This window comes from Thalassoglobus polymorphus (assembly GCF_007744255.1).
GTDB lineage: Bacteria > Planctomycetota > Planctomycetia > Planctomycetales > Planctomycetaceae > Thalassoglobus > Thalassoglobus polymorphus.
This window is the reverse complement of record NZ_CP036267.1, coordinates 4,358,573-4,375,342: the sequence shown is the minus strand read 5'-3', so window position 1 is coordinate 4,375,342 and position 16,770 is coordinate 4,358,573. Positions and strand designations below refer to the sequence as shown.

At 49.4% G+C, this 16,770-nt stretch carries 14 protein-coding genes; 4 read left to right on the top strand and 10 right to left on the bottom strand.

Annotated features, from left to right (window positions below):
• Positions 1–214: 214 nt before the first annotated feature.
• From Mal48_RS15775 to msrA, 3 genes are read right to left on the bottom strand one after another with little or no spacing between them, the layout of a single operon-like run.
• Entirely contained in the window at positions 215–631 is a 417-nt protein-coding gene (locus Mal48_RS15775) for an SxtJ family membrane protein (RefSeq protein ID WP_145201576.1), read from the bottom strand.
• On the bottom strand, positions 615–2,408 hold the full coding sequence (locus Mal48_RS15770; protein WP_145201573.1) for a carbamoyltransferase family protein: 1,794 nt from the start codon (positions 2,406–2,408) through the stop codon (positions 615–617). The genes Mal48_RS15775 and Mal48_RS15770 overlap by 17 nt, the downstream gene beginning before the upstream one ends.
• Positions 2,409–2,453: 45 nt before the next feature.
• A complete protein-coding gene (msrA, locus tag Mal48_RS15765; RefSeq protein ID WP_145201570.1) occupies positions 2,454–2,975 on the bottom strand; it encodes a peptide-methionine (S)-S-oxide reductase MsrA in 522 nt (173 codons plus the stop codon).
• Positions 2,976–3,132: 157 nt separating this feature from the next.
• On the opposite strand from msrA, the gene Mal48_RS15760 reads away from it, so the two are divergent.
• A complete protein-coding gene (locus Mal48_RS15760) occupies positions 3,133–4,674 on the top strand; it encodes a GTPase (RefSeq protein WP_145201567.1) in 1,542 nt (513 codons plus the stop codon).
• 251 nt (positions 4,675–4,925) lie between these two features.
• Positions 4,926–7,022, top strand: a complete 2,097-nt coding sequence (locus Mal48_RS15755) for a carboxy terminal-processing peptidase (RefSeq protein ID WP_231739624.1) — start codon at positions 4,926–4,928, stop codon at positions 7,020–7,022.
• 354 nt (positions 7,023–7,376) lie between these two features.
• Here the strand turns inward: Mal48_RS15755 and Mal48_RS15750 are convergent, their stop codons facing one another.
• A complete protein-coding gene (locus tag Mal48_RS15750; RefSeq protein WP_145201564.1) occupies positions 7,377–9,560 on the bottom strand; it encodes an alpha-amylase/4-alpha-glucanotransferase domain-containing protein in 2,184 nt (727 codons plus the stop codon).
• 530 nt (positions 9,561–10,090) lie between these two features.
• On the opposite strand from Mal48_RS15750, the gene Mal48_RS15745 reads away from it, so the two are divergent.
• Entirely contained in the window at positions 10,091–10,846 is a 756-nt protein-coding gene (locus Mal48_RS15745) for a YqjF family protein (protein WP_145201561.1), read from the top strand.
• A 40-nt stretch (positions 10,847–10,886) separates the two neighbouring features.
• Here the strand turns inward: Mal48_RS15745 and Mal48_RS15740 are convergent, their stop codons facing one another.
• The 4 genes from Mal48_RS15740 to Mal48_RS15725 all read right to left on the bottom strand — a co-directional run bounded on the left by Mal48_RS15740 (position 10,887) and on the right by Mal48_RS15725 (position 15,455).
• Positions 10,887–11,237 carry a hypothetical protein gene (locus Mal48_RS15740; protein WP_145201558.1) on the bottom strand — a complete coding sequence of 117 codons (351 nt, stop codon included), beginning with the start codon at positions 11,235–11,237 and terminating at the stop codon, positions 10,887–10,889.
• A 183-nt stretch (positions 11,238–11,420) separates the two neighbouring features.
• Positions 11,421–11,801, bottom strand: a complete 381-nt coding sequence (gene panD, locus Mal48_RS15735) for an aspartate 1-decarboxylase (protein ID WP_145201555.1) — start codon at positions 11,799–11,801, stop codon at positions 11,421–11,423.
• A 269-nt stretch (positions 11,802–12,070) separates the two neighbouring features.
• The gene (locus Mal48_RS15730) at positions 12,071–14,443 is read right to left on the bottom strand and encodes a DNA gyrase/topoisomerase IV subunit A (protein WP_231739622.1); all 2,373 of its coding nucleotides are present in this window, start codon (positions 14,441–14,443) and stop codon (positions 12,071–12,073) included.
• Between the two features lie 268 nt (positions 14,444–14,711).
• On the bottom strand, positions 14,712–15,455 hold the full coding sequence (locus Mal48_RS15725) for a hypothetical protein (protein ID WP_145201551.1): 744 nt from the start codon (positions 15,453–15,455) through the stop codon (positions 14,712–14,714).
• 126 nt (positions 15,456–15,581) lie between these two features.
• Between Mal48_RS15725 and Mal48_RS15720 the strand changes: the two genes are divergently transcribed.
• Positions 15,582–16,175 (top strand): methylated-DNA--[protein]-cysteine S-methyltransferase, encoded by a 594-nt coding sequence (locus Mal48_RS15720; RefSeq protein WP_145201548.1) that lies wholly within the window; start codon positions 15,582–15,584, stop codon positions 16,173–16,175.
• Between the two features lie 12 nt (positions 16,176–16,187).
• Here the strand turns inward: Mal48_RS15720 and Mal48_RS15715 are convergent, their stop codons facing one another.
• On the bottom strand, positions 16,188–16,541 hold the full coding sequence (locus tag Mal48_RS15715; protein WP_145201545.1) for a hypothetical protein: 354 nt from the start codon (positions 16,539–16,541) through the stop codon (positions 16,188–16,190).
• Entirely contained in the window at positions 16,538–16,714 is a 177-nt protein-coding gene (locus tag Mal48_RS23330; RefSeq protein ID WP_197441747.1) for a hypothetical protein, read from the bottom strand. The genes Mal48_RS15715 and Mal48_RS23330 overlap by 4 nt, the downstream gene beginning before the upstream one ends.
• Positions 16,715–16,770 lie beyond the last annotated feature (56 nt).

The window sequence follows — 16,770 nt, the reverse complement described above, 5'->3', positions numbered from 1 at the left end:
TTCATTGCCTAGAGCATCTTTCGAATTGGTTTGCAGGTTCTGCCTCGTGGCGAACAGCATTCTTCCTTGAGAAATGCGTTCTTCACGGGCACACGGTAGAGCAAACTGCTCTAGAACACTTTCGTGTTTCTTGTGTCCGTGAAGAGCGGTTTTCATCCAATGAATCACTGATTTCCACGAGACTGTTCGCGTACATTTTTTTCAAAACTGCTCTTTAAAACTGCCGGAAGTACGTTTCTGGTGCGGGTGTGGGTTTGCGTTTTTCCCAGTATGTCGATGCGTCCGGAGTCAGCTCTCGCTGTAACGGATCTCCTGTTGAACGGACTCTCCATAACCCGATTGGCGTCATCACGAAATAGTAAACAATAGCCAGCAACAGGTGCGAGATCAGGAACCCGATCGGAAAGACGACAAGCATCCAGAGTCGGTAGATTGGTCGAATCACATGCGGTGCGATCATTCCGAGGCACGCCACAACGAGCGAGCCGACGCAGATCACAATCAATGGTTCCTTTGAAATTCCCCACTGACCGAGTACAAAAGCGGCAACGACGAAAAAAAGAAATTGCACACAAGCAAAAGCCCGCAACCGCGATTCAGTTGCTTGGAGACTCTCAGAGAATTTCTGCATGGCGTTGCTGTTCCCTGAATAAGATGACGTTTCCTATCACAAGAATATCCATGCCCGTCAACAGAAAACAACGATAGGCGTCTTGTGGGGTACAAACGATTGGTTCATCTCGCAAATTGAAGCTGGTGTTCACAAGAACTGGGCAATTCGTTTGCTGATGAAACTCTGTGAGGAGTTTATGGAACAGCCGATTCTGTTCGGCAGAGACTGTTTGGATGCGCGCGGAGTGGTCGACGTGCGTCACAGCTGGAATGACCGAACGGACTTGCTCCAACTTCTCCAGTCCTGTCGCAGTGGAGTTGACATCGATGCGTTTGGACTGTTGAACATTCGTGACGATGAGCATGTACGGGCTTGATTGGCCCGGCTCCATTTCGAAGTATTCATGCACATTCTCCTGACGAACAGCTGGAGCGAACGGTCGAAATGATTCTCGAAATTTGACTTTGAGGTTTATTCGCTTTTGCATCTCCGGGTTCCGTGGGTCACCAAGAATACTGCGATTCCCCAAGGCCCTGGGGCCGTATTCCATTCGTCCCTGCATCCACCCAACGACTTTTCCGTCAGCGATCAATGCTGCGACCCGCCTGCAAAGTTCGTCTTCATTCTCTTCGATTTCGTAAACAGCCTGCTCCTGTTCAAGAAATTGGACGACCTCCTCTTGCTGAGGCCCCGGGCCAAATGCTGATGTTTCTTGAGTTGAAATTGTCGGAGCTTCTCTCGGATTTTTCAGTAACTGGTGCCAGATCAAAAGTGCGGTCCCCAACGCTCCTCCGGCATCGCCTGCTGCGGGCTGAATCCAGATGTTTTCGAACGGACCTTCGCGCTGAATTCGGCCATTCGCTACGCAGTTCAGTGCCACTCCTCCCGCGAGACAAAGGTTCTGCATTCCGGTGACTTGAGAGACATGCTCCACCATGCACAGGATCAACTCTTCGGTGACGACCTGAATAGAAGCTGCGAGATTCATTTCTCGCTGAGTCAATTCTGACTCCGGTCGACGCGGAGGTCCGCCAAAAAGACGATGAAACTTCTTCGACGTCATTGTTAGTCCGTGACAGTATGCGAAGTAATCCATGTTCATGCGGAAAGAGCCGTCAGATTTCATGTCGAGCAAAGTCGAGCGAATCAAATCGGCGTAGACCGGTTCTCCATATGGGGCCAAGCCCATCAATTTGTACTCTCCCCCATTCACTTCGAAACCACAGTAATAAGTCATTGCGGTGTAAAGCAGACCCAACGAATGTGGGAAACGGAGTTCATGAGTCAGTTCAATTCGATTCCCGTTTCCGGTCCCAAACGTGACTGTCGACCACTCGCCAACACCATCAATTGTGAGAATAGCTGCGGAGTCAAACGGTGAGGGAAAGAACGCACTCGCGGCATGGGATTCATGGTGCTCCGAGAACACGAACCTCTTGCGATACTTTCCACCGAGTCCTTTACGCAGTTCACGGCGCAAATGTGTTTTCTGTTGAAGCCATTGAGGAATTGTATGTGCAAAGGACCAGAATCCTCGCGGAGCAAACGCCAGATACGTTTGCAGCAACCGATCGAACTTCAACAACGGCTTGTCATAAAAGCCAACATAATCCAGCTCGTCAACAGAGATCCCGGCTTCGGTGAGACAGTATTCAATCGCCTTTTCAGGAAAGCTGGCGTCGTGTTTTTTCCTGGTGAACCGTTCCTCTTGTGCAGCGGCGACAATGTTTCCATCGACGATCAGCGCAGCCGCAGAATCATGATAGAATGCGGAAATACCAAGAATTGCTGTCATGTTGTGAGATGTGTGAATGACGAAACGGTCCGGGTTAAAGCTCCGTCACTTCGGTGCCTCTGTCAACTTTTCCAACTTGGGAGTAATGATGTTCGCGCAGTACGGATGACGTTTATTTCGTAAATAGAAGTCCTGATGGTAATCCTCGGCTGGGTAGAATTCTGGAGCCGGTTCGATGTCCGTGACAATGGGACTTGAATACTTCCCGGATGCCTCAAGCTCTGCTTTGACCTGCTCTGCGATCTGCTTTTGCTCAGGAGAGTGATAGTAGATCACCGAGCGATATTGGGTTCCAACATCGTTTCCCTGACGATTGAGTGTTGTTGGGTCATGCGATTGGAAAAAGAGTTTCACGAGCTTTTCGTAAGTGATCTTTGTCGCATCGAACTCAAGACGAACGACCTCTGCGTGTCCGGTGTTTCCAGTGCAGATTTGATCATACGTCGGATTCGGAACATTCCCGCCCGTGTAACCGGAAGTCACTTTCAGCACGCTCTCTTCAGTCTGATAAACAGCCTCGGAACACCAGAAGCATCCCGAACCAAACGTCGCAATCTCAACAGCCATCTTGATCCTTCCCTGTTTTCTTGTAAACAACATTCGTAGAGTTGACGTGCTCTAACGACACCTGATCATGATTTAGAAATCCGAGTCTCTCTAATCGTTTCAGAAGTAGCGTTAGCAGCTTTCAATAAATCATCTGAAGGTAAACATCATACGTACAATGGTCTCAATACGCTCAATTATCCTCGGAATTCTCTACATCTCACCCGTGTTTGTCTATGTCGGCTTCGGGGGCTATGCACTCTGGCAAACGGGTCTGTTTCGTTGGACGTGGTGGATTATTCCTGGCTGTTGGTTCATTGCATTTCTGACAGCAAAACTGTGGCCTGCCAAGCCTCCCAGATCGCTTCCGAATGAGACTCCAAAGCACTGGACACAAAAGGACGAACAAGCACTGCGTATTGTCGAAGAGTATCAAAATCAGGTTGACGAGTGCACTCCTGAAGAGTTGACGGACCTTCAGTTTTACCTTCACCAATCTCAAGACCTGGCACGGTCACTCGGGAAATATTATCACCCAAAAGGGAAAGAGCTCTACTCGTCACTCACTGTCGTCGAAGTTCTCGCTGCTATTCGACTGGCAGTTGAAGACTTGGAAATCTGGTTTCATGAATCGGTCCCCGGCAGCCACTTGATTACGATTCAACAATGGAAGTACCTCGGGAAAGCTCCGAAATGGGCGAAGCGTGTCAGCGAGGTGGGCTGGATGGCAAGCCTGCTTTTGAATCCGCTGAACATCGCAAAATACCTTTCATCAAAAGCCACCTTGCAGCCAATCGCGGAAGAACTACGGACCGAATTTCTGGCTGCTGTCTACTTGAGGTTCACTCGTCAGGTCGGTTTTTATCTCATCGAAATGAATAGCGGGAGATTGCGTCGCGGGGCAGATCGTTATCGAGCGACATTTGGGGCACACACTGTTGAGTCACTCGCAAACCCATCTACAATTCCGCCTGATTCGGTGATTGTCGCTGTCGTCGGGCAGGTCAAGGCAGGTAAGTCGAGCGTGATCAATGCACTCATCGGTAAACAGGAGGCCGTGGTTGACATCCTTCCGAGCACGAAAACTGTCAGCCGCTACCGTCTGCCGATTCCTGACACCAACGAATCGCTGACCTTTCTCGATACGCCGGGCTATGCTGATGCAGGGCTTTCGAGGTCAGAGTTCAAAGAACTGGAACAGGCCATTCAGGAGGCTGATGTCATCCTGCTGGTTTCGGATGCCCACTCCCCCGGGAAAGCTGCTGATGTCGAACTGCTCGAGACGATCCAGAATCATGCGAAAACTCGCCCTGAACTCAAGATCCCCCCTGTCGTCTTATGCTTAACACACATTGATTTACTGAGTCCGATGATGGAATGGACCCCGCCTTATGACTGGGACAACCCGAGTCGTCCGAAGGAAGAAAGTATTCATGCAGCGGTTAATTCTGCTCAGGAACTTTTCGGGACTTCCGTCAGAGAAACAGTCGCCGTTTGTTCGGACGTCGCACGTAATCGGGCGTTTCATATCGAAGGGTTGCTGGCGGCACTGTTGACCCAACTTGACGCAGGAAAGTCAGTCGCATTACTAAAGGCATATGAAAAAAATCTGGATCAAGATCGCCTTTCCGTCTTGTTCGATCAGCTCAAGGCATCGGGCAAAACTATTGTTCAAATGTGGGGCGAGGAACGCTTAAAGCTTCCCAAGCCGTCAGTTTGATCAAATTCTGTGAATCACCAAATCTCGCAAAAACACCCGATTTCTCAATTCCTGAAAAACCGCGTCTTGCTGTGAATCGCCTGATGGGATAGCATTTCGGTGATGTGATCTATGGACGGACCGCATAACTTGCAATGATCTTATCGAACCAGCGGGTGAGATTTTCTCATTCTTTACAGATTCTGCCGCGAGGCAGAATGAGAAATTTTTCACCCAAGGATGGTATAGTCGCAATTCTACAGGCGAATCTTATGTCTTTACTGAATCTCTCGCGGATCAGACGCTTCACCGCTGCCGGAATGTTAGTTCTTGGACTGACCACTTTTTTTGCTCAAAGGCTTTCGTCCGCTGACGCAGCTGATGGGGAAACGGCGGTTCTAGTTTCTAAAATCATCCCACAGTTTCACCTTTCTCGACGATCAATCGATGATGAAGTTTCGGGAGCATTACTCGATAGCTTTATCAAAGACCTCGACCCACAGAAGCTCTACTTCCTGGATTCAGATATTCAGGAATTCCAGAAATACCGAACTCAACTCGATGATGAACTCAAAGAGGGAAATGTCGCGTTTGCGTACAAATTGTTCGAGGTCTACAAAGAGCGTCTGACTCGTCAAATGGGTGTCGCCAATGAGTGGGTTGAGAAAGAGCATGATTTCACAATCGACGAGGAATTAGAAACCGACCCGAAAAAGGTGACCTGGGCGAAATCGACAGAAGAGCTCGATGACCGTTGGCGCCGTCGTGTCAAACATGACCTCCTTCTGTTTAAGTTGAACGCAGAAGAGGCTGCCAAAGATCCAGAGGCAGAGAAAGACGAAGCAGACGATATCGATCCGAGAGTACGCCTCCACAAACGGTATCGAAATACGCTACTGACTGTGAACCAATACGGAACCGGCGAACAATTGGAAATGTATTTAACCGCATTGGCCAGCGTGTTTGATCCACACTCGTCGTATATGTCTCCGCAAAGTTGGGAAGACTTCGAGATTCAAATGCGTCTGAGCCTCGATGGTATCGGAGCCGCTCTGCGAGGAGACGACGGCTACACGGTTGTGGCTTCCATTGTCCCCGGTGGTGCTGCTTCCGATGATGGTCGGTTGAAAGTGAAAGACAAAATCATCGGTGTCGGGCAAGCGGAAGGCGAAATTGTAGACATCTACGAGATGAAACTCAGTGAAGTCGTTCGCATGATCCGCGGACCTCGCGGAACGATTGTTCGCTTGCAGGTGAAGTCGGATAAAGATGGCAAAATCAAAATCATCCAACTGACTCGCAAGAAAATTGAACTCAAAGAATCAGAAGTCAAAGGCGAAATCATCGAGGCAGCTGACCGTGTCGGTCGCCCCGGTCGAGTTGGTGTCATCAGCCTGCCATCCTTCTACCGTGATTTCGCAGGAGCCTCAGGTGGAGCTGCGAACTTTAAGAGTGCAGGAGCTGACGTTGCGAAAGTCCTCGGACAATTCGCCCGTGAGCAAGTCGATGTTGTGATTATTGACTTGCGAAACAATGGTGGTGGAGCACTGACCGAAGCTGTTGAAATTTCTGGTCAATTTATTGATCGTGGACCCGTTGTCCAAGTGAAAGAGCCGAGTGGATACGTTCGCATTCTGAATGATGAAGAATCGGGCGTGATGTACAACGGACCTCTCGTGGTCATTTGTAATCGTCTCTCTGCTTCGGCCTCTGAAATTTTCGCTGGTGTGATCAAAGATTACCGTCGCGGGATCATCATCGGTGATACCACCACTCACGGAAAAGGGACTGTTCAGAATCTCATGGACGTCTCTCCACGTCAGCCATTCCGGCTCATTACACCAAGTGATCGTGGAAAACTGAAACTGACGATCCAACAGTTCTACCGAGTCCAAGGTGATAGTACACAAAACCGAGGAGTTCGCTCGGACATCGTTTTGCCTTCGCTCATTGATCATTGGGACTTGGGAGAATCATTCCTCGACAATGCTTTACCTTTCGATAAAATTCGTTCGGCAAAGTACTCACAAGTTTCAAGCGTCAATCCTCAAGTGGTTTCAGCGTTGCAAAAGAACAGTGAAACACGAGTGAGTCAGGACAAAGACTTCCAACGAATTGAACGAGCCGTTTCCCGCTACCTGGAACGCAAGACTCGTACGAAAATTTCTCTGAACGCCGAGACTGTTCGAAAAGAGCGAGAGGAAGACGAGAAAGCCAACAAAGAGGACAAGATTGACGAAGAGGAAGAAGAAAAAGATCCCGATGCAGAAGATCCAATCTTCCCTGAAAACTTCTACAACAATGAAGCAATCAATATCGCCCTTGACTATGTTGCAGCTCTGAAAGGAAATTTGACGGTCTCAAATTAGTCGAGACCGAATGATTCCAGTGAAGTCGACGACTTCCGAACGAAGCTGAGTCCAGAGCACTCAAAACAAAAAACGCCACACATGGATTTGTGTGGCGTTTTTTATGCGCTGACAGGGTTTCATCAACCCGCCTCTTCCTGAACACTTTCTTGTTTCTCAGGACCGTGAAACACGCTTCCGGGGTCCCTGTCGCCCTCGGTGACTCACCGGGAGCTGAACAGGAAACTGAGGAAGACCTAAATGAAACATGCTTCTAGAGCATCTTTCGAATTGGTTTGCAGGATTTGCCTCGTGGCATCAGCGTCTGGACTTGTGGAAACGTACTTCGTCGACAAGAGAAACATTGGAACTGTTCTAGTGTATCGACAGGGTCGATAAGGAACGGGCATAGGCAGCGGACGTGTCAACGTTCAGCAGAAGCGTAGCTGACCATGATTGCGAGCTGTCGACGATAAATTTCCAGAAAGGGACGACCGTGCTACTCTGATGGACAAGTTCGAAGCCACCTTCGCTTTGGCTGACGGTCTGAATCGGAAAAGTCCAGATTTCGGCAGGGTGCGAAAATTCAAGACCGACATCAATTCCCAGCCACTCGTCTGCCAATCCAATGCGATCGCCGGAAGGGAGTTCCAGTATCGACTCCAGCGGGCCTACCTGTTGCCCACGTGAATCGTAGAAATATCGGTCCGGCTGTCCGGCAGCCATCCCTGCAAAGTTGAACTCCACAGCAAAGTGAATCTCCTCTCCAACAGGTAATCCAGACAGTTCATATTGAATTTCAATTTGACTCGAATTGTTCGTATCGAGACCAATTGTCTTTCGCAGTTCTGCAACATGCTCTCCAATCCGTCCCTTGCGGGACATGACGACCTCAACACGTTTTGCAGACTTGCGCGTGCGGGTCTCATAAACTCCTAAAAGGAAGTCGCCAATTTCTCCGTTTCCGTGTTGGAATTCTTCAAATGTCGTCCCCGGACGCAGGAAGTGATCGACCAGACTTTTTCTCGGCCAGCGGTCATAGGCGATTTGTTTATCAAGATCCGCCTGTTTGAATCGGTGACCATCGTGTGTGTTGAAATCAATATCGTCGACTTCATCATGGATGCCGGCTGAGTCAATAATCGTTTGATGATACGGTTCAGGACGCCGGTTCAAGGTGCTCAGCAGATTTGTTTTCGTCTCACGAACATCGAACTCGTAAAGATGCCCTCCCCGGGCAGGAGCGAAATAGGCAATGAAACGATCACCAGCCAAGCGGATTTCTTTGCGTCCATCGAGATTATAATCCTGAACAGAGACATCTACCCAGCGGCCACTTCGACCTTGAAGCGTTTCAACCAGAGAGTCTGCCGCGATCAAATGTTTATAGATCGCGTTTCGCAAGTGCGGCAAATACAACCCTCCAAACGCACCATGCCAATACGGACAATTGCACTGACCGCGATACAATTCCATGCGGGCAGCTTGCAGAGTCGCGAGTGAATCGGAATCTTTCAGCTCAGCAGAAAGTTTCTCCAAACGGTCGCTGACTTCCAGCGACCGGCAATACATCTCATTACTTTCCGGGTACTTCACAAGAAAGTTTCGCCAAAGCCCCGCTCGGAAAAAAGGTTTCGTCTGTTCCCAGTTCTCTCCCTCTTGCAGAGACTTTAAGGCCTCCTGATAGATCGGCTGTTGCTCAGTCGGCAATGCCCATTCTGTCATTTCCCGATAACTGGCGTTTGGAAGATAGACTTTTCCCAGAGGTGCAACGGAGTCAACGGCTTGTCCCATCGTGACAACTTGCAGCCACTCTGAGTTTTCCTGAAGAGTGGAAAAGAAACGTCGCAGCCAATCCTTCTCACCATAAACGTGAGAGTGCGTCCCCGGCCAGGAACCGAACTTTTCTCCATCATCCCCAAAGGAAGCGATCGTTCCGGGAAATCGCTCAGCCAGATTTTTTAGATAATCAATAGTATCTTCAGGGTCTGACCATGGGATGGTGTATCGCAATGTTTCGTCGTCGGGAAACACGCTCAGTAAGCGGCCTTCGTTCTCGGTTAAGTAGTGCCCGTGCAGCTTATCATCTGAAAACCCTGCCCAGCGAAAGTGTGAATCGTCAAGGATCGTGTACTCGACTCCTGCGTCAACAATGTCGCTGGTAAAGGATGGCTCCCAGACTCGCTCTGGAACCCACATTCCGCGAACGGTCGTATCGAAGAACTGTTCAAGGTGCTGAACGTAGGCTTGTATTTGTCCAACGCGGTCTCGGCTGGGAATGGATGCCAGAATCGGCTCGAAGTACGGACCACCTAGGATTTCCAACTGTCCCAGACGGACAAACTCTTTGATCCGATCCAGATATTCAGTTCGATTGACCTGCAGCCATTCGAGCAGGCTTCCCGAAATGTGCATTGTTACCGGGATGTCAGGAAATTCGCCCATGACATCCAAGAACGGCTCGTAGGCTTCCCGGCACGCTTGTTCAAAGACACCATCAAAATTGCCGACCGGCTGATGATTATGGACAGCGAAGATGAGCCGTAACGAAGGAGACATCACAATTCCAATATGACTCGAGAAGAAAAGCCATTCAGCCACGGTAGGTTCCGCTCCGAATGACTCGACACAAACGTCGTGGTGTTCGTGATAACACTTTTTGAAATCGGGTTGAATGGTCAACGTCGCTGGACGTTCGATTTCCTGAAAACCGATCTGATTGACTCGTTAAAGTTGCTGAGGCTTCTCAAGGAAATGATAAGCTGCGTAGAGTTGGTAGGTTGCGGTGATGCAGGAATTATTGGCCTCGACTTTCCGTTGACGGCAACCAAAGCGAGAATCACCGGGGTGAAATTTTTGAAGAGAAGCTAAAAATCCCTGTGAACTCGTGACCTGAATCTCGGTTATCGAACTATCATCATTCTCAAACATTATTGAGGTCGAATTCGCGGTCTGTCTCGTGGATAGGATTCAATTGACAAACTGATCTTCTATGAAAAACGGTAGAGAAACTTTCTCGCTGTCACAAGCAACAGACCTCACCTGTTCCACTGTTGACCACAAAGCACATTCAGACATGACATTTTGACATGACCGTCGTACAACCGAGCTTTGAACAACGCAAGCAGTTGCAACGAAGACCAGATGAGAAGCCGGTCATGTTTCAGACGTGGCAGAAGTTGCTCTTTCTTCATTGGCGTTTTGATCCCGCCGAAATACAGAAGTTGCTTCCTCCCGGCTTAACGGTTGATACGTATCAGGACTCTGCCTGGGTCGGTGTTGTTCCATTTTATATGAGAAGCATTCGACCTGTTTGGTCTCCAGTTGTTCCTTATGTTTCGAACTTTCTGGAGCTGAACGTTCGAACTTATGCATACGATGAAAACGGTCTCCCCGGCGTTTGGTTTCTTTCACTCGATGCGAACCGTTGGCTCGCTGCCCGATTCGGGATAACTTTCTTCAGACTTCCTTACTTCTGGGGAAAGCTGACCGCCACAGAAGATTCGGCGAACTGGATTAAATACTCCTGCCGCCGCTATAATGATTCGAAAAAGCAAACTCATTATTTTCGATATCGGGGAACCGGGGCAGCCTCGGCAGCTGTCGAGGGAACTCTCGATTTCTTTCTCGTCGAGCGATACATCCTGTTCACTGAGCTCAAGATGGGGCAACTCGCAAGCGGGCAGGTTCATCACACGCCGTATCAAATCCAAACGGCTGAACTTTCGGAATACAGCGAGGAGATTCTTGGACTCCACCCGTTAGAGCTTCCTGGCCGCAAGCCAGACCATGCTGTCTATTCTGAAGGGGTAGAAGTAGAGGTTTTTGGATTGAATCACGTTTGATTTGGCTTTGATCCAGCTTTGCTGCTGGATTCCTGCAAGCTCAATCTTCGCTGCTGATGACGCGATCCGTCGTTTCCCAACGAGCATTTCCAGTCTGACGATTGATTGTAACCAGTAGCTTTTCTGTTCGCTGTACAACCTCGCCGCCACATTGCCCGGAACAATCAAGGGCTGCGCCATCGTTGAACTGAATTGTAATTTCCACGTTCACTTCACCCTTCTCACCAATGACAGCTTGCTGGAAAGAGTGGAGTTCGGGGTCAGAAGCATGCCCGCCGCAGCGAGTGAGACGCCGCACGTCCATCACCGCAACGAAGGTTCGCAACTCTTCTTCGAGAGCCTTGCTCAGATTGGACTCATCGGTGACAGCGAGTGTTTTATTGAATGCCATTTGAAGAGTCACCAATTGTCTCGAACATTTTTGTATTTCCGTGGCCGTACAGAACGTCTTTCATCAAGAGTCTGATTATAGACCACGAGGCAGAACGCGAACACCGATTCGAAAAATGCTACAGATCCAGGAGTTTTCCGACAGTTCTCAAGTTTTCCAGGAGATGCCATGAGGTGAAAGGGCTCAGCCCTCGTCGGTAACTTGGCCGGAAAATCGATCGATGATGTTGTTGTGCTCATCGAGAATCGCGACCTGCGGCTCGAATGACTCCACTTCTTCTGGCTCTAAGGACGCAAACGTCATCAGGATGACGCGATCATGGACACTGGCAAGATGGGCCAATGCCCCGTTCATCTTGATTACCTTTGACCCACGTGCTCCGGGGATAATATAGCTTTCAGCACGAATCCCGGACTCGCAATTGGAGATCATGACTTTTTCGTACGGCAAGAAACCGATCTCATCCATCAGGTCGCGGTCAATCGTCACGCTGCCATGGTAATGCAGTTCCGTCTCAGTGACGGCTGCCATATGAAGTTTCGCTTTGAGAATTTGCAGCAACATGAACTTAGAGACTAGGAGTTGAGGATGAGGATTCAGAAAAATTTGAAATCAAAGTGTAAAGTGGCATTGGGGTGAGTACCAGTCGCGGAATCGAATTGTCTTTTTCAGGACAGAGATGATTGATGTGGCGGTACTGGAGCAGCATTCCTGTATTTTATTCGTTACCTGCTGTGTGAACAGGCGGTATTTTTTTGACGTAACTCGTTGTTCCCGGGCGAACGAGAGAGCAACTCGCATTGACCTCAATAGATGTGAAATTTTCAGGTTTCTTAATTGTCGTCAATCTCTGACCAGTCGACGAGTTCGATTTCTGGTCGAACGACTTCCTGGATTCCAGTCCGTTGACTGGTTTTGACACCCTTTCCGCCACGGCCGGTCACGGTGTACTTCAGTTGACCGAAACTGAGCTCTTTACCGTTCTCATTGATGACTTTAAGGACATCTCCCGGACGAGTTAATCGCTTCGCAGCTAAGACTTCGTCATCTGGATCAGAGAGCTTCAGGCCCCGCACGCCCTTCCCTGCACCATTGAGGATCGGTACATCTGCGACCGAAAAGTGGATTAACCGAGCAGCTTTCGAAATCAGGAAGACGGTGTCCTCTTCTCCCATGATCTCAACATGAATGACGCGATCTCCTTTGGCGAGTCGACAATACTTCCGTCCATTTTTTGTCGAAGCTGTCCTGAATGCGGAGAGCGATAACCGCATCACCTGTCCTTGCGCAGTGGCGATAAAGAGATACGGTTCAGGAGGATAGTCTTTGTATTCGATGTCTTCGGGAGTAAATCTTGAATCGGTTGAGAGTGCGGTGATGATCGCCGATCCATCGCTCTGCTTGATGTGCTTGGCGAGTGGTTCTCCGTAACCGGTCGAGGGGGGGATCTGGTCTGCTGGCAAGGTGTATGCCGTTCCGTCGCTGGAAAATAGTATGATGTGCTCTAAGGTCGATGTCGGATAGACCCCGATCACATCATCCCCTTCACGCACTCGCAATTTTTTAATGCTTGAGATTTTCCCAAGCCGCCGGATCCAACCTTCCGCGGTGAGGACAATGTTCGTGTTCTCTCGCACGATGTACGCCTGCGGATCGAATTCGCTGATTTCTTCAGAAGACCCAATCGCGGTTCGGCGTTTGTTCCCGAATTTCTTCTCGATTTCATTCAGCTCGTTCTGAACTTCTTTCCAGAGCCGTTTGTTTGATCCAAGAATTTTACGAATTCGATTTGCTTCAGTTTCTTTCTCTTCGAGCTCTTCGCGAATGCGGCCAATTTCGAGCGAAGAAATACGATACAACTGAAGTTCGAGAATCGCGGTCGCTTGCTCTTCATCAAGCGGAAACTCTTTGATCAGTTTTTGGCAAGCGTCCTGTTTTCCAGAACTTTTGCGGATGATTTTAAGAGCTTTTTCCAGTCCGTCGAAAACGATGACAAATCCGTTGAGGATGTGAATTCGTTTTTCCAGTTGAGCGAGCAAATACTCGAAACGCTTGCGAACCGTGTCGAAGCGGAAATCGAGAAAATGCTGCAGCAATTCCAGCAGAGAGCAACGTTGGGGAAGCAGCGCGCCATGCTCATCCGGGACGAGACACGTTGCGTTATACGCAAAGTTTTCTTCCAGCCGAGTATGCTTGTAGAGATAAGACATCACGGTTTCTGGGTCGATGCCGTTCTTGATATGCAGAACGATTCGCAAACCTTGTTCGCCATCCGATTCGTCAGCAACTTCGACAAGTTGTGGAAGTTTTCGGGAGTCGCGAATATCGCCCAGCGAGTTGACGAGACCGCCTGTTTCAACTCCATAGGGGATCGAGAAAATCACCAGCCGGTTTTTCACTTCCTTTCGCTTCTCTTTATCAAACCTCCATTCCGCACGGACCTTGATGCTTCCGCGACCTTCGCTGTAAATCGCTTTAAGCTCTTTTGCATCGGTCACAATTCGCCCACCAAGTGGGAAATCAGGACCTTTGATATACCTTCGCAGTCGAGCAACCGTCGCGTCGGGATGGTCGATTAAATACGTAGCTGCCTTGATCACTTCACTCAGGTTGTGTGTCGGAATATTCGTCGCCATCCCGACAGCGATTCCCTGCGTGCCGTTCACCAACAGGTTTGGATATTGCGACGGCAATACAACCGGCTCAGTACGCGAGGCATCGTATGTCGGACGCATTTCGACGGTGTCGTACCGCAATTCCGACATCAACTGTTCAGCGATCGGCATCAGTTTCGCTTCGGTGTATCGAGATGCCGCCGCAGGCAACCCCATCACATTTCCGAAGTTTCCTTGCCCATGCACAAGGGGTTCCCGGTAGGTAAAGTCTTGCGCAAGTCTCACCAACGCGTCGTAAATCGCCTGATCACCATGTGGGTGAAACTTTCCGATCGTGTCACCCACAATTCGTGAACTCTTGACGAATTTCGCATCCGGAGTCAGTCGCAACTCGTTGTACATGACGTACAAAATTCGCCGCTGCACCGGCTTGAGACCATCTCGCACATCGGGGAGCGCGCGCGACATGATGACCGACATCGCATAGTTCAGATATCGACGACGTGTTTCGTCGCTGATGGATACAAACTGTAATTGATCAGCATCGCCGTTTCCGTTTGATTCGGCGGTGGCTCCATTCCCTGCGGCCACTCTCTTCTCCTTCTTTCCGTTAGCTGCTCGCGATGCGATTCAAATGATGAGTCTGTCGTGTTTTGATGAAAATTCGTACGCAACGCCGAAATGGGCAAAGAATTGTTGCGATGGAATTATGAGTTCATATCGGTGTTCGCAGTCTCTCGTACGACTGTGATTTCCGAAATTTCAGTGCAAACCGGGCAAGTTGCTGTGATAGCGAATCTGGTGGGGAACAGCAACAAAGAGATGCCTGAGAAGCGACTGCTCAACACCGAAAGTCGCATCATTTTTGCGAAATTGCGAGGTGCAACGGACGGAGAACTTGTTCGATGACATGCTTTTCGAGAAGTCGCTCACAGTCCTGGCGAAGTTCATCGAGAGTTTCGACAAAGCTTCCATTGTGCGGCAAACTTCCGTACTGACGGATCGTAAAGTAAACGCTGATCGGTTCTTCAGTGTAGTCCTCACGACGGACCTGATAAGCGTTTGTCCGAGTCTCGATCATCAGCCGAGCCTGTCGGCGACAATCGTCCGTCAACGCCATCGTGACGGATGGCTCAAAGTTGAGTGGACGTGCCCCTTCGATACCGAGGACACCGTCGAACGCCGGTCCCATTCCGAGTGCTTCAGCGACCAACTCGTCATGATTACCTCGGTAAAGGAAATCGAACCCGATGAGAAAATCGAGAGCTTCGCAATCCAATGGACTCACAGACAACATATATGGAGCAAGTTCAAGTGCCAACGCATGCTGCGGAACGGCATCATCAATCGTGGTTGGATTCACGCAGCTACTACATATTCGTCGTTCTTCGATGTTGACCCAACGATAGCTCGGCTGGTCTTTGTCTTCTTCCAGCACGAACGCCCCGCTGTCGCGGGTGTAGAAGTTTCTCATCGTGGGATACGACTTTTGAAAACGTCCAAAGAATTCGAGAACGGTTTCTCGTTGAGAAGGGAGAGGCATTTCTGTGTAGAGATTCATATTGACGAAATAATCGTCGGAAAGTGAATCATAGATGTTCATGAATTCTCCCGTCGCTCACCAGGAAACGGTGTGAACTTGGTGGTTGCAGGTTGTGTGAATGGCAAAGATCGTGGGGAACACGGTATTCTATCGTGAGACAAGGCAACAATCAAAAGAGGCGATTTCATGGCAACTTTGACACGTCAAGAGAACCCGACGGATCAACAAGGTTTGATTCAATGCAAGTCAACAGTCACGTTTCAGTCTGGGTTGGGTTGGTTTGGTGTCGTCATGACGCCCGAAGGAATTGAACGTCTCCACTTTGGACACTCTGCAGAAGAAGAGGTTCTGGAGCTGATTTCCGAAGAATACGAACTATCCAACAGTACACCTCCGAAATGGTGGAAAGACTCGCAAAAATTGCTGCTCGCTTTTGCATTCGGAGAATCTGTCGATCTTTCGAAAATTCCAACTTCGCTGGGGAGACGAACACCGTTTCAGCAGAAAGTGGTTCATGCACTTTTGAAAGTCGGTTATGGCCAAACAGTGACTTACGCCGAACTCGCTGCACGTGCAGGTTCAGCGGGAGCAGCTCGTGCTGTTGGAAACCAAATGGCAAAAAACTGCGTGCCGCTCATCATCCCCTGCCATCGCGTTGTTGGCTCTGGCGGGAAACTGGGAGGGTTTTCCGCTCCACAAGGTCTGACGATGAAGCGACGTTTGCTCAATATGGAAAATGATCAATCTCAGCTGCCACTCGACTTGGACGATATTTCTTAAGTCTAGTTTTATTCATTGCTTACGAGGCTTGCCCAGCAGTTTCGGGACGATGAAACCTAAGACAAAAAGGGCCACTCCAAAGGGGATCAGAATACGTGGTCGCCGAACAATGAGTAACAACAACGCTGCCACACCCACGATCATCCAGGGCGAGACATTCGCCCAAGCAGCCGCTCTTCCTTTCGTTGGAGCTGCGTACCAAAACGCCGCCATCAGCAACCCAACTCGAACAAAGCTCCCTCCCCAGAAGCTCTCTTCGGGGTAATTCAACGAAATGATTGCCCCGGCAATGAGGCAAAGAATGGCGATGATCCCGACTAAAAGTCGGTTCACTTGAGGTCGATTTTGGTCAGAAGCAGTGTTCATGTGGCGTTCATATTGGTGAAATCTTTACGAATTCGCATCATTAAACAGATTGCAACGACCGGAAATCGTCCGATATAAGCCGTACTACTGGTACTCGAAAATACTCGGAGATTCATCACATTTTCCTCATGCGAGATTTCTCCGAGGAAGGCGATGCCGTAATCCGTCTGCACGTTTCGATCTCATTCTTTATTCTGAAATTGGCATTACCGAATGCGTTCGGCAATTT

Coding starts and splice junctions, on each gene's coding strand:
- Mal48_RS15760 (WP_145201567.1), top strand. CDS start 3,133: ATGGTCTCAATACGCTCAATTATCCTCGGAATTCTCTACATCTCACCC.
- Mal48_RS15720 (WP_145201548.1), top strand. CDS start 15,582: ATGGCAACTTTGACACGTCAAGAGAACCCGACGGATCAACAAGGTTTG.
- Mal48_RS15750 (WP_145201564.1), bottom strand. CDS start 9,560: ATGTCTCCTTCGTTACGGCTCATCTTCGCTGTCCATAATCATCAGCCG.
- Mal48_RS15755 (WP_231739624.1), top strand. CDS start 4,926: ATGTCTTTACTGAATCTCTCGCGGATCAGACGCTTCACCGCTGCCGGA.
- Mal48_RS15715 (WP_145201545.1), bottom strand. CDS start 16,541: ATGAACACTGCTTCTGACCAAAATCGACCTCAAGTGAACCGACTTTTA.
- Mal48_RS15725 (WP_145201551.1), bottom strand. CDS start 15,455: ATGAACATCTATGATTCACTTTCCGACGATTATTTCGTCAATATGAAT.
- Mal48_RS15770 (WP_145201573.1), bottom strand. CDS start 2,408: ATGACAGCAATTCTTGGTATTTCCGCATTCTATCATGATTCTGCGGCT.
- panD (WP_145201555.1), bottom strand. CDS start 11,801: ATGTTGCTGCAAATTCTCAAAGCGAAACTTCATATGGCAGCCGTCACT.
- Mal48_RS15745 (WP_145201561.1), top strand. CDS start 10,091: ATGACCGTCGTACAACCGAGCTTTGAACAACGCAAGCAGTTGCAACGA.
- Mal48_RS15740 (WP_145201558.1), bottom strand. CDS start 11,237: ATGGCATTCAATAAAACACTCGCTGTCACCGATGAGTCCAATCTGAGC.
- Mal48_RS15775 (WP_145201576.1), bottom strand. CDS start 631: ATGCAGAAATTCTCTGAGAGTCTCCAAGCAACTGAATCGCGGTTGCGG.
- msrA (WP_145201570.1), bottom strand. CDS start 2,975: ATGGCTGTTGAGATTGCGACGTTTGGTTCGGGATGCTTCTGGTGTTCC.